Below are 21,876 nucleotides of genomic sequence, written 5' to 3' on the forward strand. Positions count from 1 at the left end.
TCGCGTCATCCCTTCACTGCTCCTGACACGTCACTGCTGACTTCCGTCACTCGTTCACTGCTCCCCGCCCGGGCATGCGTACGCCGGCGCGGCCCTCATCCCTTCACCGCGCCCGAGACCATGCCACTGGCCATTCGTCCCTGCACCAGCAGGAAGAAGATGGCCACGGGCAGCGCGATCAGCGTCGAGGACGCCATCACCGCTCCCCAGTTGGTCGCCTCCGTGGCGGACTGGAAGGAGTTGAGCCACGGCGGCAGGGTGAGGTTGTACCCCTCGAGGAACAGCATCGCCATGGTGAACTCGTTCCACGACTGGATGAAGGCGAAGATGCCCGTGGACACGAGCCCTGGCGCCAGCAGCGGGAAGGTGATCTTCCAGAACGCCTGGGTGCGGGTGCAGCCGTCGATCATCGCCGCCTCTTCGAGGTCGGCGGGTACACCGGCCACGAATCCGCGCAGCGTCCAGATCGTGAACGGCACCACAGCGGCGACGTTGACGATCGACAGACCCAGCAGGTTCTTCAGGTGCGCGTCGTCCATCATCGCGTAGATCGTGAACATCATCGCCTCACCCGGGATCATCTGCACGATGAGCACCGTGACGATGAAGCCCCAGCGTCCCTTGAAGTGGAAGCGCGACAGCGCGATGGAGGCGAGGAAGGCGATCAGCAGCGTCACGATCACGACCGGGATGGTCACCGCGAGCGAGGACAGCAGCGCGTGCGGGAAGTCCGTCTGACCCGCCGCTGCGGGCTTGGACCACGCCGCGACGTAGTTGCGGAACGTGCCGTTCAGGGGAAGCCAGCTGGGTGTGCGGCTGACGATCTGGTTGGACGGCGTCAACGACATGTTGACCATCCAGTAGACCGGGAACACGCTGAACACGAACACGACGACCGCCACGATGTTCAGCACCACGCGGGTGCTGCGCCGGCGCGGCAGGTTGGTGTTCTGGTTCTCCTTCGCGGCCTTGACCGGCCGGGAGGCGCGGCCGGGCTGCGGGCTGGTCACCACGGCACGCGTGGCGCTCTGCTCGGGGGCGAGAGTGGCGGTGCTCACTTCTCCTCCTCCTTCAGGGTGCTGCGGATGTAGCCGAACGAGATGGCCATGAGGATGATCACCATCAGCACACCGATGGCGCCCGTCATGCCGAAATCGTCCGCTCCGAGGCGGAACATGTAGGTGCCGAGCACGTTCGTCTCGCTCGGCGTGCCACCGCGTCCCTGCAGGGCGAAGACCTGCGTGAAGATGCGGAGGTTCCAGATGACCTGGAGGATGAAGACCACCATCATCACGGAACGCAGGTACGGGAAGACCACAAGACGGAACCGGTTTAGTCCGCTCGCGCCGTCCAGAGCCGCGGCCTCCAGCACCTCGCCGGGCACCTGGCCGAGGGCCGCGTACACCGTGAAGGCGACGAACGGGATGCCCATCCACACCACGATGAAGGTCAGCACGGTGAAGAAGGAGAACGGGTTCATCAGCCAGGAGTGGTTGGTGAACGCCGTGGTCCCGGTGATCGCGTTCAGCGCCGCGTTGATCACGCCGTACTGGGTGTCGAAGATCCAGCTGAACACGACCGTGGACGACAGCGGAGGCATCGCCCACGCCAGCAGCAGACCGACGGCGACCAGGGTGCGGAAGCCGCGCGACAGGCGCGTCATCAGCACGGCGATCAGGGTGCCCATCACCATGATCAAGGCGGTCATCACGGCCATGAGCAGCAGGCTGCGCACGAGCACGATCGGGAAATCGCTGGCGGTGAGGACCTTGATGTAGTTGTCGAGCCCGACGAAGTTTGCCGGGGTGTCCAGCATCTTGTTCTTGATGCTGAAGTCGGTGAACGAGTTCGTCACCATCGTCACACCCGGGTAGCCGACCATCACTCCGAGGAGGACGATCGCGGGTGCGAGCAGTGCCCACGCGTTGCGGGCCTCGCGGCGCTTGCGCGCGCGGGTGCGAGGATCCGGCTCGGGGGCGGAGCGGCGCCGGTGGCGCTTCGCTGTGATCTCAGCCACGCTCATGCGAAATAGTCCCTTCCAGACAGAAAGGGCCCCGGGTGTGTGGTCCCAGGGCCCTTTCCGGCTTACTTGTTGAGGATGGCTTCGATGTCCTTATCGAGCTTCTCCGCAACAGTCTTGACGTCCTCACCCTTGGCGATCTTCACGAGCGCGTCGGGGATGACGAGGGACTTCTCCACCTCGGCCCAGTTGGGCGAGGCGGGAACGGCACGCGAGGCGGCGGTGGCCTTGGCAGCCTCCTGCGTGATCTGGTCCTCGGGCAGGAACTGGGCCTGCGAGGTCAGTGCGGGGATCAGGCCGTTGCCGGCCATGATCTTCTGGTAGCCGTCCGAGAGCAGGATGGCGAGGGCGCTCTTGGCCTGCTCCTGAGCGTCCGACTTGGTGGCGACGGCCAGCGAGGAGCCGCCGGCGAACACCGGGGCGGCCTCTCCGGCCTTCATGCCGGGAAGGGCGAACGCCTGCAGGTCCTTGCCGAACGTGTCCGGGCAGCCCGGGTTGTCGCTGTCCGATGCGGCCTTGATCGACCACTGCACCCACGACGGAGCCGAGAGGAACCCGGTCTCCCCGGCGCAGAAGCCGACCTGCGGGCCCGTCTCGTCGGCGTCCGCCGGCGCGACGTTGGCGTTCTTGTAGACGTCCTGCAGCATCGTCAGGCCGGCAACGGACTTCTCGCTGGCGAACTGGGCGTCCCAGGTGTCGCCGTCCTGCACGGCGATCTCGCCGCCGTTGGCCCAGACATACGCCAGGGCGTTGTACCAGTCCTTACCCGGAGCCCAGATGCCCGAGCGGGTGTCGGTTTTCATCGCCTTGCCCGCGGCCACGTAGTCGGTGAGAGTGGCGGGAACGGAGCCGGTGTAGATCTCCGGCGAGTAGAAGACGATGCGCGAGCCGGCGTAGTACGGCACCGCGTACGTCTTGCCGTCAGCGGAGCCCAGGTCCACGAACGACTGCAGCAGCTTGTCGCCGCCGAGAGAGGGCACCTGGTCGGTGATGTCCAGGAACATTCCCTTGTCGATGAAGCCCTGGGCCTGCGTGTTGCCGACCTCGACCACGTCGGGGGCGTCGTTCGAGCTGAGTGCCGCGATGTAGGCCTCGTTGGTGTCAGCCCACGTCTTCTCGACGATGGTGAGCTTCCAGCCCTCGTTCTCCTTCTCGAAGGTGTCCTTCAGGTAGGTGCGGGCCTCATCGGGGGTGTCGGTGCCGACGAGCCAGACGGTCAGCTCGCCGCCCTTCGCTGCGTCGCCGGTACCGGCGGAGCTGCCAGCGTCGGCAGCTCCGCCGGCGCAACCGGCGAGGACGAGTGCGGCAGCGCCGGTGAGGGCGACCGCTCCGATCTTGCGGTTCATCTTGATTCCTTACTTGGTGGTGGGGTGTGGCGGATCGCTCCGCCGGGGGTGTCCGAACTAAGACACCCCGAGACGCGAGGAAAGGACCATGACAGCCGTGCCGCGCAGCACGATGTCGGATCCTTGCTCGGTCATCCGCAGCAGGACGTTGTCGTGGAACAGCGCCATCGTCCTGTTGCGGAGTGTGCTCGCGGCCTCATCACTGAGGGGTCCATCGAGCAGGTCTGTGGGGCCGGAGAGCACGATCTCCGACAGGTCGAGCGCGCCGACGATGGGGGCGAGGGCGATGCCCAGCCGCTCCCCCGCGTCGCGCAGAACGGATTCGGGATCGTCGGATTCTGCCATCCGACGACGCAGCGCGGGGGCTGCGAGCCACGCCTCGAGACACCCGATCTTGCCGCACGCGCACCGGGGTCCGCCGTCGGTGCCGACGGTGACGTGACCGATCTCTCCAGCCGCGAAGTGGCTGCCGCGCAGCGGCTCACCCCCGGCCAGCAGGCCGGAGCCGACGCCGAGGCCGACCTTCACGAGGAGGGTGTCGGCGGTGGCGTGACCGAAGGTGTGCTCGGCGAGGACCGCGGCGTTAGCGTCGTTGAGCACGACGACGGGCAGGCCGAGTTCGTCCTCGAGAATCTGCTGCAGCGCGAGGTCGGTCCAGCCGTAGTTCGGTGCGGATCGGACCACACCGGCCGGGTCGACGATACCCGGGGTTCCCACGCCGATGCCCAGCACCGGGGCGGTGGCTGCAGCGATCAGCTCACGGGCGAGGCCGATGACGGCGGCGAGCGCGGTGGCGCCGTCACCCTGCGCGGGTGCCGGCACTTCGCGGCGCTCCACGATCTGGCCGTCGAGGCTGATCACGGCACCGGTGAGCGGCGTCGGCCCGGAGAGGTCGAGACCGATGATCTGATGTGCGTCGCGGGCGAGGTCGATGAGCATCGCGGGCTTGCCGGGCCCCACCGCCTCACGCACGCCCTTCTCCTCCACGAACCCGTCGTTGATGAGCTCGCCGACCAGGTCGGAGATCGTGACCCGGGTGAGGCCGGTACGGCGCGACACGTCGGCGCGGCTCATCGCCCCGTCGTGGAACAGCGTCTGCAGCACGAGCGCACGGTTGTGACCACGAGCGTGCTCGGGGAGCACCTTGCCGGTGGCGCGCAGAGAGCCGCCGCCGAGGCGGGGGACCCGGGTGGGCGCGCCCTTCTCCTGAGAAGAGCGACCCTGCGCTTCCGATGCAGTCATGATGTTTGTTAGTACACCTTACGAACATTCACCGGCGCAACCCCGCCCCTGGTTTTCCGCCCTCTGTTACCCATTCGTTACCCCCGAACGGTTCGCCGCATCTCCCGGTCGTCGTCCCCGCGCGCCACCCCATGTCTCGCGAGGCGTCCGCCTGTCGGCGGCAATCGGCGCGTTGCAGCGACTCTCGCCCGCGGACGGAAGTCTCGCGGCGGACGGCGTCGCGTGAGGGATGCCTGCGCGCGGCGAGGGGGCGGCTCGGGCCTGAGGCCGGGGGCAGCGGCAGGCTCGGGCCGGACGCCGGGGTCGGCGGCAGGCTCGGGGCCGGACGCCAGGGTCAGCAGCAGGCTCGGGCCGGACGCCAGGGTCAGCGCCCAGGCTCGGGCCGGACGCCGGGGCGCCCGGTGCGAGCGGCGAGGGCTAGGGGCGCAGGTCGGCGACGAGCTCGGCCACGACCGCCTCCCGCTCGGCGAGGGTCCGGGGGCTTCCGGGGACGCCGGGGAGGCGCTGCTCCGGCCGCGGACCGTCGAGCGGACGATACGCGACGCCCCACGCGGCAAGACGGCGCAACTGCACGGCCAGACGCGACTCGAACTCGGCGAGGTCACCGGGCGTACCGCCCAGCCACAGTCGTTCCGCGATTGCGGACAACCGCGGGAACAGAGCGAAGTCGGCGCGGTCACGCGAGAAGATGTGCTCGGTCCAGAGATTCGCCTGGCCGCCGAGGCAGCCCTCCGGAATCCGTGTCTGCCACGCGCCGGCGAGCGTGAGCGGGGGACCGACGGGGATCGGCTCCTCCAGGCTCTCGCTCTGCCGGTAGTCCAGGTAGAGCATCATGTCGGGACAGGCGACGCACTCGAAGCCGCGCTCCAGCGCCACCTCTGCCGCCACGGGTCCGCGCCAGGCCGCGATGACCACCCCGTCCGGGGTGGGACCGGCGAGCACCTCGTCCCAGGCGAAGGCACGACGACCCCGGGACGCCAGATGCGCCGCGAGCTGTGCCGTGTACCAGGGCTGCACACCGTGGGTGTCGTCGATTCCGAGCTCGGCCATCCGCTCCCCCACGCGCGGCGAGGCCGCCCACTGCGCGGTCGGCACCTCGTCACCGCCGATGCCGATCAGCTCGGAACGGAAGCAGTCGATCAGGACATCCAGCGCATCACGCGCGAACTGGAGCGTGCCCTCTTCCAGGTTCAGTGTGTGCGGGTTGAGACCGAAACTGTGCCAGGGCTCGGCCTCCGCCGCAGCCGCGTCGAGGTTTCCCAGATCCGGGTAGGCCGCGAGCGCGGCCTGCACGTGACCGGGGAACTCCGCCTCCGGCACGACGGTGATGCCGCGAGCTGCGGCATAGTCGTCGATGCGTCGCAGGTCTGCGGCGGTGTACCAGCCCCGGTGCTCCCCCATCACGACCTGGGCGAGCGGCCCATGACCGTGCTTGGTGCCGGATCGGACGCCGCCGCGGGTGGTCAGCAGCGGCCAGCCGGGCACCTCGAACCGCCATCCCTGGTCATCGGTGAGGTGCAGGTGGAACACGTTCATCCGGTGACGCGCGAGCAGATCGATGATGCGCAGCACGTCCTCCACGGGACGGAAATGACGGGCGACATCGAGCATGAGACCGCGCCACTCGTATGCGGGAGCGGAGCTCCACGACCCGAAGGGCACCGGATGCGACACGTCCTCAGGTTCGCGCAGCTGGTCCAGGACGATCACGCCGTACAGCGCACCCGCCGCATCGCCGCCCACGACACGGACCCCCTCCGCGTCCACGGTCACCGAGAAGGCACCGGGTGCGAGGTCCGCGATCGTGACGTGGACGTCCACCGGCGCGGATGCCGCTCCCTCGCGGTCGAGGAAGCCCTGCAACACGGCGGCGTCCAGTCCCTCCCCCGCGACCACGCGCAGGTTCGCGAGAGAGACCGCGCCACGAGGATCGATCGTCGCATCCACGCGCGGAACGACGGCGCGATGCGCGGCGGGCTGATGCGCCAGCGCGCGGCCGGGTGTAGCGCCGGTGAGCTCGCCCGCAGCGACCACGACCTGTCCGGCCACGAGAACCTCGCGGATGCCGGACGGCGCGGTACGAGGCGCCGCGAAGGTCGCGCCGTCGATGACCTCGTCCGGGTCGAACAGGACGAGATCCGCGGTCGCGCCGACCCGGATCACACCACGGGGAGCGTCACCGCGATCCAGGCCGAGCCGCCGTGCGGGAGTCGCCGCGAGGTGGCGGACCGCCTCCTCCAGCGAGAGAACGCCGACCTCGCGCACATAGTGGCCGAGGTAGCGGGGGAAGGTGCCGTATCCGCGAGGGTGGGGCTTGCCGCCGATGAGGATGCCATCCGATCCCCCGGTGTGCGCTGGATGCGCCATGATCTCGCGCACGTTGGCCTCATCGCCGATGTGCATCAGCACGCCGGTGGCGAGCTCGTCGCGTACCAGGAGGTCGATGACGACGTCCACGGGGCGCGCCCCGGACGCGGACGCGATGTCGGCGATGGTGCGGCCGACGTATCCGGCGTTCGCCGGGTCGCGCACTCCGGAGATCTCGATGGCCGCCCAGTCGGCGACCTCGCCGTGGAACCCGTCGCAGCCGACCTCGTCTAGCTGGACGCGCAACCACTCGCGATCCTCCTGGGTGAGTGTCTGCAGCCGCGCCAGCAGATCCCCGCCCGCGGAGAGCGTGCTGGGCAGCAGAGCGGCGAGCGTGGTGGCGCCCGGCAGATAGGGGTAGGTGTCCAGGGTGACGTCGACGCCGTCCGCGATGGCCGCGTCGACCAGCGCGAGCAGCTCTCCGGCGCGTCCGCGATTGGGCGCGAAGTTCATCGTCGCATGGGTGAGATGGACGGGGCAGCCAGTGGCACGGCCGATGTCCAGCGCCTCACGGAATGCGTCCAGCGCCGCGCCCCCATAGCTGCGGGTGTGCGGAGCCCAGTAGCCACCGCGCTCGGCCACCACACGGCACAGCGCGATGAGCTCCTCGGTGGAGGCGTACATTCCCGGCGTATAGGTGAGCCCGCTCGACATCCCGAACGCCCCCTCGTCCATCGCCTCGCCGAGGATGCGGCACATCTCCGCGATCTCCGGTTCGGTGGCGGGACGCGGGTCGTGGCCGACCACGAGCATGCGGAGGTTGCCCTGCGGGACCAGGACGGCGGCGTTGCCGGCGGTGGCGACGTCGATCGCCGCACGGTATTGCGCCACCGATCGCCAGGGCATGGCGGCGGTGTCGATCGGGCCGTTCCAGCCGGTGATCTGCGCGGCTACGGCCGCCGCCACCGTGTCGTCGACGGGAGCGTAGCCGAGCCCGTCCTGTCCCAGGACCTCGGTGGTCACGCCCTGCAGCAGCTTGGCGCCGTGATCGGCGCCGCGCAGCACTGCGAGGTCGCTGTGCGCGTGCATGTCGATGAATCCCGGCGCCAGCGCCAGGCCCCGGGCGTCGATCTCCACCGCGTTCCCGGACAGTCGCAGGGGCTGTCCGATCGCGACGATCCGCGCGCCTTCGACGGCGACGTCCGCCACGTATCGCGGGTCTCCGGACCCGTCCACAACCGTCGCTCCGCGATACACGCGGACGTCCTTCTCCGCGCTGAGCGCGATCTCGTTCAGAAGCACGTCGCCACCGCCCCGATGACGAGGGGGTCGTCCGCATCGGGGTCGTCCACGAGCGGGATCACCCGCCACTTGTCCAGCGCCGTGCAGGGGTGGGACAGGCCCAGACGCACGACCTCGCCGACCGCCGGGGCCTCACCGTCGGTGCGCAGGAACGCATGCTGGTCATTGAGGCCCGTGATGCGCGCATCCAGTGGCCCGCGACCCACGAGGAGCTGGACCTCCGGCAGATCGATGTCGAAGGAGACGTCGCGCCGTCCGGCGTCGAGCAGCGCCAGACCGGGTTCGGGCTGGGACACGACCCGGCTGAAGACGTGCATCGCGGAGTGCAGCCGCTCTGCGCCCACAGCGGTGCCGAAGGGGCTCTCACGCCGGTACAGTCCGTCGTCGTGCACCTGGTAGGCGCCGGATCGCACGATGACGTCCGCGTCCGATCGACCGCCGAGAATGGCGGCGACGCGGTCCGGCCACTCGCTGCCTCCCGCGGAGAGGATCGGGCGGCCGGGAACCAGATGAGCGACCCGCTCGTGGACCGCGAGCAGTTCGCGCAGGAACACGTCGACCTCGGCGACGTCCTCGCGGGTCGCGCCGAACAGCCCCTCGTAGCCCGCGACACCCGCAAACGTGAGGTTCGGCTCCGCGGCGATGGCCTCGGCGACCGCGACCGCCGCGTCGGAGCCGCGAGCGCCGGTGCGCCCATCGGCGCCGCCCACATCCACCATGACTTCGAGGGGCGCGGGTCCGGTGTGCCGCGCCAACCGCGCGACCGTGGCCGGCGAGTCGGCCCACACCACGATGCGCACCCCGCGCGCGGCGTGCTCCGAGAACCGCGTGGCCGCAGCGATGTCGGTGAGGTCGTTGGCCAGCAGGATGCGCTGCACCCCGACGGAGACCGCCAGCTCCACCTGCCAGGGCGTGGCCAGAGTGATCCCCCACGCCCCTTCGGCCAGCAGCCGCTGCCAGAGCGCGGGCGACATCGTCGTCTTGCCGTGCGGCGCCAGCTGGACGCCGGCCTCTCGGGCCCAACCTGCGACGGTGCGCTCGTTGTGGCCGAGCGCTTCGGTACCCAGCACCAGCACGGGAGTGATGAACTCGCTGAGACGTGCGCGGGCGGTGTGGACGTCGGAGAGGGCGGAGCCCCAGAGGCGAGGGGGGAATGCTTTCGCCCAGGGACCGAGAACGGGATCGGGGACAGTCATCGTCACGGGATCAGTTTAGGCAGTACGCCGAACAAATTCGCCAGCGCCCCGTATTCTTACTGTCATGAGCACCAAGATCGAGGTCCGCACCGACAACGCCCCCGCCCCCGCCCACACCTTCTCGCAGGGTGTCCGCAAGGGCCCGATCGTCCAGGTCTCCGGCCAGGGGCCGGTCGATCCCGCGACCAGCGAGTACCTCTTCCCCGGAGACGTCGCCGCGCAGACCATCCGCACGCTGGAGAACGTCAAGGCCATCGTCGAGGCGTCCGGCGCCACGTTCGACGACGTCATCATGCTGCGCGTGTACCTCACCAAGCGTGAGGACTTCTCGATCATGAACGACGCCTACGGCGAGTTCGTCAGCAAGCACACCACCGGGGGCGTTCTGCCCAGTCGCACCACCGTCTTCACGGGGCTGCCCCGCGAAGAGATGCTCGTCGAGATCGACGCGATCGCCGTGGTGTCCGACTGAACGAACCCCGTCGAGATCACGAACGCCCGGAGCCGCTGGCTCCGGGCGTTCGTGCCTGTCCGGGGCGTCCGCCACGAGACGTGGCGAAATCGTGATACGCGTGAGCCCCGCACGGGGGTGGTGCGAACTTACGATAGGCGTGGCGACGAATGACCAGGGGGTTCCGCCATGACCGATCACGATCAGCCCGAGCACACCACGTCGGGTGACGACGCGACTGCTGCCGATGCCACCGTGGGCGAGAACGCCGCGACCGCGGCGTCGGGTGCGGACACCGCCGCCGCGGACGGCGACGCGGCTGAGCCCGTCGCCGTCGAGACCGTTGCGGCACCTGTCGCCGCTGAGCCGACGCTGACAGCGCTGCCGCAGGCCGCTGACACCCCGGTCGCCGTCTGGGTCGACGCCGAGCCGAAGAAGCGTCGCAGGCGCTGGCCGTGGGTCTTCCTGCCGGCCGCCGGTGTCGCCGCCGGACTCGTGATCGCCTCGACCACGCTCATCGCACCGGGCGTGAGCGCCTCCGGCGTTCCGATCGGCGGTCTCACCCCGACTGCTGCGGCCAACGCGATCACCGATCGTCTGGCCTCCACCACGATCGAGCTCACCGGCGACGGTGAGAAGGTCACGCTGAGCGCGGCCGACCTCGGCGCCACGATCGACGCCGGCGCCCTGGCCGATGCCGCGCACCGCGACGCTCCGCTGTGGAAGCTGGACGCCTGGAACTCGGCGGCAGACACCGGCGCCGTGACCATCGATGAGGACAAGGCCGAGGCTGCACTGCGCGCGGCACTTCCCGACGCTTTCGTCGCGGCCACGGATGCCGAGGTGACGTTCGCCGACGGCTCGTACCACGTGAAGCCCGCCGCAGACGGCTCGGGGATCGATGTGGACGGCCTTCGTGCCGCGCTGCAGTCTGCGCTCGAGAACGGTAAGACCGTCGCTCAGGCGTCGGCCAAGCCGGAGACTCTCACTCCCGCCGTCTCCACCGAGGCGGCTCAGGCTGCAGCAGACAAGCTCAACGGGCTGGTCTCGACGATCGGCTTCTACGTCGGCGACGAGCGCACCGTGCCGGTCGACGCCGCCACCGCCGCATCGTGGCTGAAGCCCACCATCGACGACTCCGGCGCGCTCACCATCGAGGTGGATGAGGCGGCGCTGGCGAAGGTCCTGCCGACGCTCGCCGAGAAGGTCGATCGCGCGGCCGTCAACGGCACCGAGATCGTCAACAAGTGGGGCGATCTCGTCGAGGAGGGCGAGCCCTCGCGCACGGGACGAAAGCTCGGTGACACGTCCAAGCTGGCGGCGGCGTTCGCCCAGCAGGTGGCCGCCGGCGACGGCAAGCTGGTTCTGCCTGTCGAGGAGACCCAGCCGGAGATCACGAAGGTCGAACGCCACATCGAGGTCAACCTCAGCGAGCAGCGCACCTACGTGTACGAGAACGGCAAGGCGATCCGCACGTTCAGCATCTCCTCGGGTGCCGCCGGTCACGAGACGCACACCGGTGAGTTCACGATCTTCGCCCACGTCCCCATGCAGGACATGGGCTGTGTCGACGGCTACGACTACTGCACGAAGGACGTCCCCACGGTGATGTACTTCAACGGCGACGAGGCCTTCCACGGCACGTACTGGCACAACAACTTCGGCACGCCGATGAGCCACGGCTGCATCAACATGCGTGAGGACGAGGCGCTGTGGCTCTACAACTGGGCAGCCGATGGCGTGAGCGTCAGCGTCCACTACTGAGTCCTGATGATGGAACGGGCGTCGTCCTCTCCGGACGGCGCCCGTTCTTCGTCGCAACACCGGGCGTTCACGGGTCGCTCATCCAGCCGATGACTTTCACAGAAACAACCCGGCCCAAAGTGTCAGTGGTAGCGGCTACCCTGTGGCTATGAGCGAACTGCGACTGGAAGAACTCGGCGCCAAGACCATCGTGGCGGTCAACAACCTCTCCCTGAAGCCAGGGCAGCAGCAGTTCCTTGCGCCGGTCTCGTACGACCTGGCCACCACTGTCGTCAACCCGCAGACCACCTGGCAGCGCGTCGTGCTGGACGGCGACCGTGTGGTCGGCTTCGTGAGCGCCAACTTCGACCACGACGCCACGGAGCCCCACTTCCAGTCGGTGTTGTGGCGCATCAACGTCGATGCCGATGCCCAGCGCAGCGGCGTCGGTCGCTTCGCCGTGGACGAGCTGCGCCGCGTCGCCGCTGAGCGCGGTTTCGACCACGTGGACGTCATCTACGAAGCGGGCGAAGACGGCCCGGAGCGCTTCTTCACGGCCGTCGGCTTCACGCCGGTGGGCGAGACCGAGTACAGCGAGGTCATCGCCACCGTCAAGGTCTGATCACTTTCATAGCGCGCAGATGGCTCCACACCCTCGTGGTTTGGAGCCATCTGCGCGCTATGAACCGTTAGCGGCTCCTCCCCCTCCCTCATGACGACGGGGGTTGTCCCGATTGGCGGCGTGGGCGTGGCCCCATGCGGCCCGCGGCGGCAGGCTGATCCCTCAGCGCGCCCGATCTGCTCGTGTTCCCGACGGATGAGGGCACGTCGCGCACGACGAAAGGGATGTCATGGGAAGAAGGTCCACACCGCTGCCGGACGGCCTCGGCGCCGCATTCGATGTCGCTCTTGCCCGACGGCACGCGGTCAGCCGCGCGAGGCTCCGAGGCGGTGATCTCATCGCGCCGTACTACGGCGTGCGCCTCGACGGTTCCCCGGAAGACCCGGCGCAGATGCCCGCGTCGCCATACGAACGCCAGCGGCTGCAGCGTCGAACAGCTGCGCGGAACTATGCGCCGCGCCTGCACACCGGCCATTGCTTCAGCCATCAGACCGCGGCCTCGCTCTGGGACGCGCCCCTGCCCCTGGAACGCGACGGCGCGGGAGATCCCGTCGGTACACCCGCTCTGCACGTGACCGCGCTCGGTCATCTCGCGCAGCCGCGAACCGCCGGGGTGGTCGGGCATCGCTCGTACCTGTCTCTCACAGCGGTCGCCGAGGTCGACGGGCTCCGCGTCTCGTCCCCCGCCGCGACCTGGGCGTCGCTCGGCATGCTTTCCGTAACCGACCTCGTCGCCCTCGGAGATCACTTCTGCCGTCGGTGGCGAGACGGACGGGGTCGTCCGGATCCCGGTCGCGAGCCGCTTGCCACGCGGGAGGAACTGCGTCAGATGCTCGACGCGGGGCGACGAACCGGCGCAGAGAGGCTCCGCACGGCGTTGGAGCTCATCCGAGAGGACTCGTGGTCGCCGCGCGAGACCCGGGTGCGGCTCGCTCTCATGCAGGCGGGTCTCCCGGAACCCGAGCTGAACGTCGATGTCTTCACGGAATCCGGTGCGTTCCTCGCCTGCGTCGACCTCGCCTACGTCCGCGAGCGCGTGGCCGTGGAGTACCACGGCATGCTGCACGCGCAGAGCTGGGCGCAGGACGTCGAACGAGCGGCTCGGCTGCGCGCCGCGGGCTGGGCGGTGGTCGAGATCACCGCCCCTCTCCTGGAACACCCCGAGCTGGTGGCCGTCCGTGTTCGAGCAGCGCTGAGCCGTTCATAGCGCGCAAATGGCTCCAAATCCCGGCGGATTGGAGCCATTTGCGCGCTATGAAACCGACCTAGACGAGAGTCTCCCGCCACGCCGCGTGCAGTTGAGCGAACTTGCCCGTCCCGGCGATCAGCGCCTCGGGGGTGTCGTCCTCGATGATGCGGCCGTGCTCCATGACGAGCACCCGGTCGGCGATCGCGACCGTCGACAGGCGGTGGGCGATGATGATCGCCGTGCGGTCGGCCAGCAGCGTCTCCAGGGCGTCCTGGATCTGCCGCTCGCTGGGCATGTCGAGCGATGCCGTCGCCTCATCGAGGATGAGCACGGCGGGATCGGCGAGGAAGGCGCGGGCGAAGGAGATGAGCTGGCGCTGACCCGCCGACACACGGCCACCACGCTTGTTGACGTCCGTGTCGTACCCGTCCGGCAGCGCCTGGATGAACCCGTCAGCACCGACGGCGCGCGCCGCCGCGATGACCTCGTCCAGCGTCGCATCGGGCTTTCCGAGTGCGATGTTGTCCGCGATCGTGCCGCTGAACAGGTACGCCTCCTGCGTCACCATGACGATGGCACGACGAAGATCCTTCGGGTGCAGTTCGCGCAGATCGACGCCGTCCAGGCGCACGGCGCCCTTCGTGGGGTCGTAGAAGCGCGACACCAGCTTCGCAAGCGTGGACTTGCCCGCACCGGTGGTCCCCACCAGTGCGATCGTCTCCCCCGCCGGAATGGTCAGCGAGAAGTCCGGGAGGATCGTGCGGGCGTCGGAGTATCCGAACGTCACCGCATCGAACTCCAGTTCCCCGCGAGCGTCCCAGAGGTCCACCGGCTTCGCCGGGTCCGGAACGGTCGGCGTCTCCTCGAGCACACCCGACACCTTCTCCAGCGCAGCCGTGGCCGACTGGTAGGAGTTCAGGAACATCGCGACGTCCTGCAGCGGACCGAAGAACTGCCGCACGTACAGCACCGCGGCAAGCAGCACACCGGCCGACATGGTCCCGTCGGGCACACGCAACGCGCCCCACAGCACGACGACGGCGAGTGTGATCGCCGCGATGGCCATCATGCCCGGATCGAAGGTGCCGTACAGCTTCATCGAGCGCATGTTGACGTTGCGGTAGTCCGCGGACAGCCCGCTGAACTCCGTGTCGTTGCGCGGCTCGGTGCGGAACGCCTTCACTGCGCGAATGCCGGTCATCGTCTCGACGAACTTGACGATGACGCGTGCGCTGATCACTCGTGACTCACGGAAGATCACCTGCGAGCGCGCGTAGAACCAGCGCATCAGGAGGTACAGCGGGATGCCGGCGAGCACCAGCACCACGCCGGACTGCCAGTCCAGGGTCACGAGCATCACGAGAGTGAACACGGCATACAGCAGACCCGACACCAGCTGGTTCAGCCCGCCATCCAGGAGTTCCCGGATGGAGTCCAGGTCACTGGTCTGCCGCGAGATGATGCGCCCAGACGTGTACGACTCATGGAACTCCAGGCTCAGCCGCTGGGTGTGCAGGAAGATCCGCTTACGCAGATCCAGCATGATGCCCTGTGTGAGCTTGGCTGCGAGCACGGCATACCAGCCGATCAGCGCGGCGCCGCCGAGGCCGACCACGATGTACACCGCGACGACGACGAATGCGAGGCTCCAGTCGCCCTGCTCCACCGCGAGGGGCAGCGCATCGTCGATGCCCCAGGCGATCAGGCGGGGCGCGATGACCTGCATGATGGTCGAAGCCACCACCACGATCGCGGTGAGGACGATGAGCCCACGGGTGGGCTTGATGAGCGAGCCCAGCAGGCGCAGCGACCGGCGACGGATCGCCCGGCTCTCCGCCTTGCTGTAGTCGATGCGTTCTTCGCCCTGGGTTCCGGTGACAGAACTCACAGCTCCACCTCCGCTTCCTGAGCCACGATCTCGATGATCCCGGTCTGCGCTTTCCTGATCTCCGTCTTCTCCGCCTCGGCTTCTTCGAGGCTGGAGATGACATGTCGGTAGTGCTCGCTGGTGGCGAGCAGGTGCGAGTGGGTTCCCACTGCGGTGATGCGCCCGCTCTCCAGGAGCGCCACGCGGTCCGCGAGCGCCACCGTGGACGGACGATGCGCCACGATGAGCGCCGTCGTGTGAGCCAGCACCTGGCGAAGCGCAGCCTCCACGAGCGCCTCGGTGTCCACGTCGAGTGCGGACAGCGGGTCATCGAGCACGAGAACCGCCGGGGCGGCGGCGACGGCGCGGGCGAGGGCGAGACGCTGGCGCTGCCCGCCGGACAGGCTCATCCCCTCCTCACCGATCACCGTTTCGACGCCGTCCGGCAGGTCGTCCACGAAGCCCGCCTGAGCGATCTCCAGGGCCTCACGCATGACGCGCTCGCCCTCCTCCGAGTTCGGGTCCAGCTCCGGACGCCCGAGGAGCACGTTCGTGCGCACCGAGGCCGAGAACAGGGTGGCGTCCTCGAACGCCATCGCGATGTGACGGCGCAGATCCCGTAGGCGGAGGTCCCGGACATCGACGCCGTCGAGCGTGACACGGCCGCCGGTGACGTCGTACAGACGGGTGGGGAGTGTCGTGAGAGTGGTTTTCCCGGAGCCGGTGAGACCGACGAGTGCCATCGTCTCCCCCGGCTGCAGGTGCAGGTCGATGCCGTCGAGCAGGTCACGCTCGTGGGCACCGGCATCCTGGTAGCGGAAGCGTGCGCCCTCGAACACGAGCTCGCCGCGCGAGGTCGGCATCTCGACCGGGTTGGCCGGATCGGTGATCGTGTCGAGCTCGTCGTACACCTCGAACACGCGGTCGGTGGCCGTGCGTGCATCCAGCAGGAACGAGAACAGGAAGCCGATCGACTCGATGGGCCACCGCAGCACTGCGGCCATGGCGAAGAACGCGAACAGCTCCGGCACGCTGATGGCGCCCTGGCTGCGCAGCCAGATGCCCGCCAGCAGGCTCACGCCGAAGGCGATGTTGGGCATCAGCACGAGCCAGAACCAGATGTTCCCGTCGGCCTTGGCCTTGCGCAGCTCGGTCTGGCGCAGAGTCTCGGCCTGCCCGGCGAACTTGCCGAGCGCGTGCTTGCCACGGCCGAACGCCTTCAGCACACGGATGCCGTGGACGCTCTCCTCGACGCTGGTCGCAAGGTCGCCGGCCTGATCCTGGCTGAGCCGGGACAGCTCACCGTACTTGCGGTCGAACAAGTAGCCCTGCACCCACAGCGGCAGCGAACACACGAGGAAGATGACGCCGAGCATCCAGTGCCAGCGGAACAGCAGCACGGTGCCGATCACGATGGTGAGCATGTTGACGACGAGCAGGATGAGCCCGAAGGCCAGCCAGCGGCGGATGAGGCCGATGTCCTGCATCATGCGGCTGAGCAGCTGGCCGGACTGCCAGCGGTCGTGGAAGGCGACCGGCAGACGCTGCAGCTTGGAGTAGAAGTCGGTGCGCATGGCGTACTCGACTCCCATGGAGGGGTCCAGCACGAACCAGCGGCGCAGCCACACCATCGCCGCTTCGCCAAGCCCGAGGACGAGCACGACGATGGCGCCGACGACGATACCGACGGTGTCGCCACCGGCGACGGGGCCCTGCACGATGCTCTCCAGGGCGACGGGGATGAGCAGCGCGATCACGGCGCCAACGAGGGCGCTGACGGCACCACCGACGAGGCGGCCGGCGACCGGCTTGACATAGGGAATCAGGCGCGCGAGTGCGCGCGGGGTTGACAGACGTTCAGCAGAGTGCGCGGAAGAAGACATGATCCTTGAGGGACGTCGAGATCGAGAGGTGTATGCGCGCGAGCGCGCGAATGACCGGTGCTACCGGTGATGCAGGGGGCCGCGACGGAGATGCGGCGACGCGGTTCTAGCCGAACGTGGGCGTCGCGATCCCCGCGGGCACAAAGGCGGCGACAAACGTGGTGAGAGCGGTCTCGTTCATTGCGGCCTCCTGGAGCTCACGGGATGTCACGCCGGTCGACGCGACAGCCCTCCAGACTATGCTGTGAGTTCCCTGACCGCAAGTGTTGTTTTCTCGACTCCGGAAAGGCGTTCACAGCGCGCACATGGCTCCTATTCGCGAGGAATAGGAGCCATGTGCGCACGATGAAGCGGAGGGCGACCGCTTACGCCGCCGCCTCGCGCGCGAGGAGCGAGCGCTTCACCTCGGTGCCCCAGGCGAACCCGCCGAGAGTGCCATCGGTGCGCAGCACGCGGTGGCAGGGGACGAACAGCGCCACCGCGTTGCGCGCGCACACCGATGCTGCCGCGCGAACGGCGGTCGGGCTGCCGAGCGCTGCGGCGAACTCGGCATACGACAGGGGCGAGCCTGGGGTGATGCGCCGGAGGGCCTCCCATCCGGCCCGCTGCATCTCGGTGCCGCGCTGACGCACCGGCACGGTCATGATCGGCTCGACGTCGCCGTCGTAGAAGGCGCGCACGGCATCGCCTGCCGGCGTCTCCCCCGCCCGGATATCGGTGGGACGGTCCTGCGGGCGGAGCCGGTCGATCAGCGACGCGGGATCGTCGGTCCAGCCGGATGCGATCACGGCGCCGTCCTCGTCGGTGAGGATCCCGAACGGGCCGTCTGCCGTCTCGATGAACTGGACAACTGCGCTGGTGGTGGTCATGATCGTCCTTCCCCGGTGACCGGAGCGGTGTGGTGAACAGGTGTGGAGAGCACACGCCAGAGGTGCGCGGTGAGGTAGGAACGCCAGGGAGATGCCCGTCGTGCCCAGTCGTCAAGGCTCGCGGCCTCCGCGGGAAGGCCGGCGCGCGCAGCGCCCTGGCGCACGGCGACGTCTCCGGGGAGGAAGACATCCGGATCGCCCACCACTCGCATGCGCACGTAGTCGGCGGTCCACGGTCCGACACCGGGCAGCGCCAGCAGTCGCCGGCGCTGGTCCTCGGAATCGTCGCCGCTGGTGAGCTGGAGATCCCCGGCGGCGATGGCAGCTGCCGCACCGGTGATCGCGCGGATCCGCGCCGCAGGTCCGCGCAGCACCTCGGCGCCGCGCTCCGCGATCGCCGTCATCGTCGGGAAGAGCCGCCGGGGACCGCCCTCTCCCGCGATGTCGGTCTCCTCGCCGAGCGCGTCGACCAGGCGGGTGAGGTGTGTGCGAGCGGCGGGGACGGAGATCTGCTGGCCGATCATCGCCCGGATCAGCATCTCGTGAGGATCCGCGGTGCCCGGTACGCGGATGCCCGGGACGGCGTGGACACGTGGCGCCAGCTCCGCAATCGCTCCCAGCGACTCGTCGATCGCGGCAGGATCGGCGTCCAGATCGAACATCCGGCGCGCACGTGCCACAACGCTGCTGAGGTCGCCGAGGGCGGTCAGTCGCACGGAGAGACGCAGGCGGGCGTGATCGGCGCGCGCCACGCGGAACCACGCCGGCCCGCCGGGCAGGCGGAGAGTCCGCTCGAAACCGTCGGGTCCGGCAGCCTCGGTCCCCGGCAGCACACGGGCCGCCATCCAGGCGAAGACGCCCGCCGGATCGAACGGGGCACGGTACGGCAGCACCAGGTCGATGCGCCCACCCTCCGTGCTCTCGCGCGTACGACGACGAGCACGCAGCGCCATGGGGGTGAGATCGAAGACCTCACGGATCGTGTCGTTGAACTGACGGACGCTCGCGAATCCCGCCGAGAACGCGACGTCCGCCGCGGACAGATCGGTTCCGACCAGCAGCATGCGCGCCGTGTGGGCGCGATGCGCCCGCGCCAGCGCGAGCGGGCCGGCGCCGAGTTGCTCGGTGAGCACGCGCGTCAGGTGCCGGGAGGAGTAGCCGAGGCGAGACGCCAGCCCCGCCACGCCCTCCCGCTCGACGACACCGTCCGCGATCAGGCGCATCGCGCGTCCCGTGACGTCGCCGCGAAGGTCCCACTCGGGTGAGCCGGGTGCAGCCTCCGGGAGACAGCGCTTGCAGGCACGGAAGCCCGCCTCATGCGCCGCTGCCGAGGTCGGCAGGAACGAGACGTTCTCCGGCCGCGGCGTCCGCGCCGGGCACGAGGGCCGGCAGTAGATGCCGGTGGAGTGCACCACGGTGACGAACTGCCCGTCGAACCGGGCATCGCGGGAACTGATCGCGCGGTACCTCTCGTCGAAGGTCAGGTTCGGGCTCATGGGTCCATCCTGACACCGGCGCAGGTCATTGGCTCGCGGAAATCGGACATCGCGATGGGGGCGCCCAGAGCCCGTTGATAGCGCGCGATTGGCTCGTATCCCGGCGAAACACGAGCGGATTGCGCACGATGGACGGGGTTGTAGCGTGTACCCATGAGCGCGCAGGAGTACGACGTCATTGTGATCGGGGCAGGGCCCGTCGGCGAGAACGTGGCCGACAGAGCCGTGCAGGGCGGTCTGACCGCCGTCATCGTCGAAGCCGAGCTGGTCGGCGGCGAGTGCTCGTACTGGGCATGCATGCCGTCCAAGGCGCTGCTGCGACCGGCCGAAGCGCTGGCGGCGGCGCGCGCGGTGGCCGGATCCGCCGAGGCCGTCACCGGGGAACTCGACATCTCCGCCGTGCTGCGCCGACGCACCGAGTTCACACATGACTGGGACGACGCGGGACAGGTGGAGTGGTTGGCCTCGGCCGGCATCGACCTCGTTCGCGGCCACGGCCGCATCAGCGGCGTACGCGAGGTCACCGTCACAGCCGGGGACGGCACGGACGTCGTGCTGACAGCCCGCCACGCCGTCGCCGTGTGCACGGGCACGAGCGCGCTCGTGCCCGACGTCCCCGGGCTTGCCGAGATCTCACCCTGGACCAGTCGCGAGGCGACCTCGGCCGATCACGTGCCGGCATCGCTCACCGTCATCGGCGGCGGCGTCGTGGGGGTGGAGATGGCCACCCTGTACGCGGCACTCGGATCACAGGTCACGATGGTCGCTCCGTCCGGGATCCTGCCCCGGATGGAGCCGTTCGTCGGCGAGCGCGTCACGGCGTCGCTGCGCGACGCCGGCGTGGTGTTCGCGGCTTCCCGCCCCGCATCGGCCCACCTCGGGGTGGAGGGGCGCACGGTGGTCCTCACGGACGGCACGGAGATCACATCCGATGAGGTTCTCGTGGCCACCGGGCGCCGGCCGCGAACGTCGGATCTCGGTCTGACGGCGCTGGGGGTCTCCGGTGTGAGCGACGATGACTGGATCCCCGTGGACGACACCATGCTCGTGCCGGGCACCGACTGGCTCTACGCCGTCGGGGACGTCAACCACCGCGCGCTGCTGACCCACCAGGGCAAGTACCAGGCCCGTGCAGCCGGTGACGTCATCGCCGCGCGCGCCCACGGACGCCCGGTGGACGGTGCCGCGTGGGGCGCGCACGTGGCCACCGCCGATCACGCCGCGGTGCCACAGGTGGTGTTCAGTCATCCCCCGGTGGGATCCGTCGGTCAGACCGCCCACGAGGCGGAGGCCGCCGGTGTGCGCACGCGGGTCGTCGACTACGACCTCGGATCCGTCGCCGGTGCCGCCACCTTCGCGGACGGTTACGCGGGTCATGCCCGGATGATCGTCGACGAGGACCGCGGTGTCGTGATCGGCGCCACACTCATCGGTCCCGGGGTCGAGGAGATGGTTCACGCCGCCACCATCGCCGTCGTGGGTGAGGTCCCGCTCGCGCGCCTGTGGCACGCGGTGCCCTCGTACCCCACCATCAGCGAGGTGTGGCTGCGTCTGCTCGAGGCATACGGCCGCCCGTGACCGCGCGAGATCCGCAGCTCATCGGGTGGCTGGCGCACCTGCATCAGAGATCGACGATGTCAGGCTGGGACTTCGCGGCGCTCGACGGACGGCTGGACTGCGACGATCCGCCCTGGGACTTCGATGACGAGGTCCGCACGGCACTGCGCTCCAGTCAGTATGCCGTCGACATCGGAACCGGGGGTGGCGAGCGGCTTCTCACCCATCTGGCGGCCATCGGCGATCACCACGGCACCATCATCGCGACGGAGGGCTGGGAAGAGAACCAGCCGCTCGCTCGCGCAGCCCTGGCGCCGCACGGCGTCGACGTGCTCTCCTACGATCCGGAGCTGGGCGAGCGCCTCCCGCTGCCCGACTCCACGCAGGACCTGCTCCTGAACCGCCATGAGGCCGTCGACGCCTCGGAGTTCGCTCGCGTACTCCGACCGGGTGGCCGGCTGTTCACCCAGCAGGTCGATGGACGTGACGGCGAGCAGCTGCGCGCGTGGTTCGGTGGCGAGGGGCTCTACGACCACGTCACCCTGGAGAACCTGGCGGCCGCGCTCACCGCTGCCGGCTTCCGGATCGATCGGGCCGACGACTGGACCGGCGCGATGCGCTTCCGTGACGTCGGCACGCTCGTGGAGTACCTCGCGATGGTCCCATGGGACGTCCCCGGCTTCACCGTGCGAGAGCACGAAGAACAGCTGCACGCGCTCGCTGCCGTTCGCCCGATCGAGGTATCACAGCGGCGTTTCCGCATCATCGCGACCCTACTGTGAACCC

The 21,876-nt window shown here is 69.1% G+C and carries 16 protein-coding genes; 6 read left to right on the plus strand and 10 right to left on the minus strand.

Features of this window, described 5'->3' with window-relative positions:
- Positions 1 to 95: 95 nt before the first annotated feature.
- The 6 genes from LQ566_RS04725 to LQ566_RS04750 all read right to left on the minus strand — a co-directional run bounded on the left by LQ566_RS04725 (position 96) and on the right by LQ566_RS04750 (position 9,413).
- Positions 96 to 1,058, minus strand: coding sequence for a carbohydrate ABC transporter permease (locus LQ566_RS04725; RefSeq protein WP_372459775.1), 963 nt, complete (start codon positions 1,056 to 1,058; stop codon positions 96 to 98).
- Positions 1,055 to 2,017: a carbohydrate ABC transporter permease gene (locus tag LQ566_RS04730; protein ID WP_231090443.1), complete on the minus strand. Its 963-nt coding sequence runs from the start codon at positions 2,015 to 2,017 to the stop codon at positions 1,055 to 1,057. Before LQ566_RS04730 ends, LQ566_RS04725 begins: the two co-directional genes overlap by 4 nt.
- A gap of 68 nt (positions 2,018 to 2,085) precedes the next feature.
- On the minus strand, positions 2,086 to 3,366 hold the full coding sequence (locus LQ566_RS04735; protein WP_231090444.1) for an extracellular solute-binding protein: 1,281 nt from the start codon (positions 3,364 to 3,366) through the stop codon (positions 2,086 to 2,088).
- A 57-nt stretch (positions 3,367 to 3,423) separates the two neighbouring features.
- Entirely contained in the window at positions 3,424 to 4,608 is a 1,185-nt protein-coding gene (locus LQ566_RS04740; RefSeq protein ID WP_231090445.1) for an ROK family transcriptional regulator, read from the minus strand.
- Between the two features lie 417 nt (positions 4,609 to 5,025).
- Positions 5,026 to 8,217, minus strand: coding sequence for a family 20 glycosylhydrolase (locus LQ566_RS04745; RefSeq protein ID WP_231090446.1), 3,192 nt, complete (start codon positions 8,215 to 8,217; stop codon positions 5,026 to 5,028).
- Positions 8,208 to 9,413 carry an alanine racemase gene (locus LQ566_RS04750; protein ID WP_231091378.1) on the minus strand — a complete coding sequence of 402 codons (1,206 nt, stop codon included), beginning with the start codon at positions 9,411 to 9,413 and terminating at the stop codon, positions 8,208 to 8,210. The genes LQ566_RS04745 and LQ566_RS04750 overlap by 10 nt, the downstream gene beginning before the upstream one ends.
- 64 nt (positions 9,414 to 9,477) lie before the next feature.
- Between LQ566_RS04750 and LQ566_RS04755 the strand changes: the two genes are divergently transcribed.
- The 4 genes from LQ566_RS04755 (at position 9,478) to LQ566_RS04770 (ending at position 13,436) form a co-directional block, all read left to right on the plus strand.
- Positions 9,478 to 9,885, plus strand: coding sequence for a RidA family protein (locus LQ566_RS04755; RefSeq protein ID WP_231090448.1), 408 nt, complete (start codon positions 9,478 to 9,480; stop codon positions 9,883 to 9,885).
- 168 nt (positions 9,886 to 10,053) lie between these two features.
- Positions 10,054 to 11,628, plus strand: coding sequence for a L,D-transpeptidase family protein (locus LQ566_RS04760; protein WP_231090450.1), 1,575 nt, complete (start codon positions 10,054 to 10,056; stop codon positions 11,626 to 11,628).
- Between the two features lie 148 nt (positions 11,629 to 11,776).
- Positions 11,777 to 12,229 carry a GNAT family N-acetyltransferase gene (locus tag LQ566_RS04765; RefSeq protein ID WP_231090451.1) on the plus strand — a complete coding sequence of 151 codons (453 nt, stop codon included), beginning with the start codon at positions 11,777 to 11,779 and terminating at the stop codon, positions 12,227 to 12,229.
- A 229-nt stretch (positions 12,230 to 12,458) separates the two neighbouring features.
- Entirely contained in the window at positions 12,459 to 13,436 is a 978-nt protein-coding gene (locus tag LQ566_RS04770; RefSeq protein ID WP_231090453.1) for a putative endonuclease domain-containing protein, read from the plus strand.
- A 58-nt stretch (positions 13,437 to 13,494) separates the two neighbouring features.
- Here the strand turns inward: LQ566_RS04770 and LQ566_RS04775 are convergent, their stop codons facing one another.
- The 4 genes from LQ566_RS04775 to LQ566_RS04790 all read right to left on the minus strand — a co-directional run bounded on the left by LQ566_RS04775 (position 13,495) and on the right by LQ566_RS04790 (position 19,533).
- Positions 13,495 to 15,306 (minus strand): ABC transporter ATP-binding protein, encoded by a 1,812-nt coding sequence (locus LQ566_RS04775; RefSeq protein WP_231090454.1) that lies wholly within the window; start codon positions 15,304 to 15,306, stop codon positions 13,495 to 13,497.
- Positions 15,303 to 17,168 carry an ABC transporter ATP-binding protein gene (locus LQ566_RS04780; protein ID WP_231090455.1) on the minus strand — a complete coding sequence of 622 codons (1,866 nt, stop codon included), beginning with the start codon at positions 17,166 to 17,168 and terminating at the stop codon, positions 15,303 to 15,305. Before LQ566_RS04780 ends, LQ566_RS04775 begins: the two co-directional genes overlap by 4 nt.
- A 365-nt stretch (positions 17,169 to 17,533) precedes the next feature.
- Entirely contained in the window at positions 17,534 to 18,037 is a 504-nt protein-coding gene (locus tag LQ566_RS04785; protein WP_231090456.1) for a methylated-DNA--[protein]-cysteine S-methyltransferase, read from the minus strand.
- Entirely contained in the window at positions 18,034 to 19,533 is a 1,500-nt protein-coding gene (locus tag LQ566_RS04790; RefSeq protein ID WP_231090458.1) for an AlkA N-terminal domain-containing protein, read from the minus strand. Before LQ566_RS04790 ends, LQ566_RS04785 begins: the two co-directional genes overlap by 4 nt.
- Positions 19,534 to 19,686: 153 nt before the next feature.
- On the opposite strand from LQ566_RS04790, the gene LQ566_RS04795 reads away from it, so the two are divergent.
- Both LQ566_RS04795 and LQ566_RS04800 read left to right on the plus strand, forming a co-directional pair.
- On the plus strand, positions 19,687 to 21,111 hold the full coding sequence (locus LQ566_RS04795; RefSeq protein WP_231090459.1) for a dihydrolipoyl dehydrogenase family protein: 1,425 nt from the start codon (positions 19,687 to 19,689) through the stop codon (positions 21,109 to 21,111).
- Positions 21,108 to 21,872: a class I SAM-dependent methyltransferase gene (locus LQ566_RS04800; protein ID WP_231090461.1), complete on the plus strand. Its 765-nt coding sequence runs from the start codon at positions 21,108 to 21,110 to the stop codon at positions 21,870 to 21,872. Before LQ566_RS04795 ends, LQ566_RS04800 begins: the two co-directional genes overlap by 4 nt.
- Positions 21,873 to 21,876: the final 4 nt, after the last annotated feature.

The organism is Microbacterium nymphoidis (assembly GCF_021044885.1).
Classification (GTDB): Bacteria; Actinomycetota; Actinomycetes; order Actinomycetales; family Microbacteriaceae; genus Microbacterium; species Microbacterium nymphoidis.

What these genes read in the sequence shown, in the direction of transcription:
- LQ566_RS04735 (WP_231090444.1), bottom strand. Translation starts at nt 3,366, where the DNA reads ATGAACCGCAAGATCGGAGCGGTCGCCCTCACCGGCGCTGCCGCACTC.
- LQ566_RS04740 (WP_231090445.1), bottom strand. Translation starts at nt 4,608, where the DNA reads ATGACTGCATCGGAAGCGCAGGGTCGCTCTTCTCAGGAGAAGGGCGCG.
- LQ566_RS04750 (WP_231091378.1), bottom strand. Translation starts at nt 9,413, where the DNA reads ATGACTGTCCCCGATCCCGTTCTCGGTCCCTGGGCGAAAGCATTCCCC.
- LQ566_RS04755 (WP_231090448.1), top strand. Translation starts at nt 9,478, where the DNA reads ATGAGCACCAAGATCGAGGTCCGCACCGACAACGCCCCCGCCCCCGCC.
- LQ566_RS04760 (WP_231090450.1), top strand. Translation starts at nt 10,054, where the DNA reads ATGACCGATCACGATCAGCCCGAGCACACCACGTCGGGTGACGACGCG.
- LQ566_RS04765 (WP_231090451.1), top strand. Translation starts at nt 11,777, where the DNA reads ATGAGCGAACTGCGACTGGAAGAACTCGGCGCCAAGACCATCGTGGCG.
- LQ566_RS04770 (WP_231090453.1), top strand. Translation starts at nt 12,459, where the DNA reads ATGGGAAGAAGGTCCACACCGCTGCCGGACGGCCTCGGCGCCGCATTC.
- LQ566_RS04780 (WP_231090455.1), bottom strand. Translation starts at nt 17,168, where the DNA reads ATGTCTTCTTCCGCGCACTCTGCTGAACGTCTGTCAACCCCGCGCGCA.
- LQ566_RS04785 (WP_231090456.1), bottom strand. Translation starts at nt 18,037, where the DNA reads ATGACCACCACCAGCGCAGTTGTCCAGTTCATCGAGACGGCAGACGGC.
- LQ566_RS04790 (WP_231090458.1), bottom strand. Translation starts at nt 19,533, where the DNA reads ATGAGCCCGAACCTGACCTTCGACGAGAGGTACCGCGCGATCAGTTCC.
- LQ566_RS04795 (WP_231090459.1), top strand. Translation starts at nt 19,687, where the DNA reads ATGAGCGCGCAGGAGTACGACGTCATTGTGATCGGGGCAGGGCCCGTC.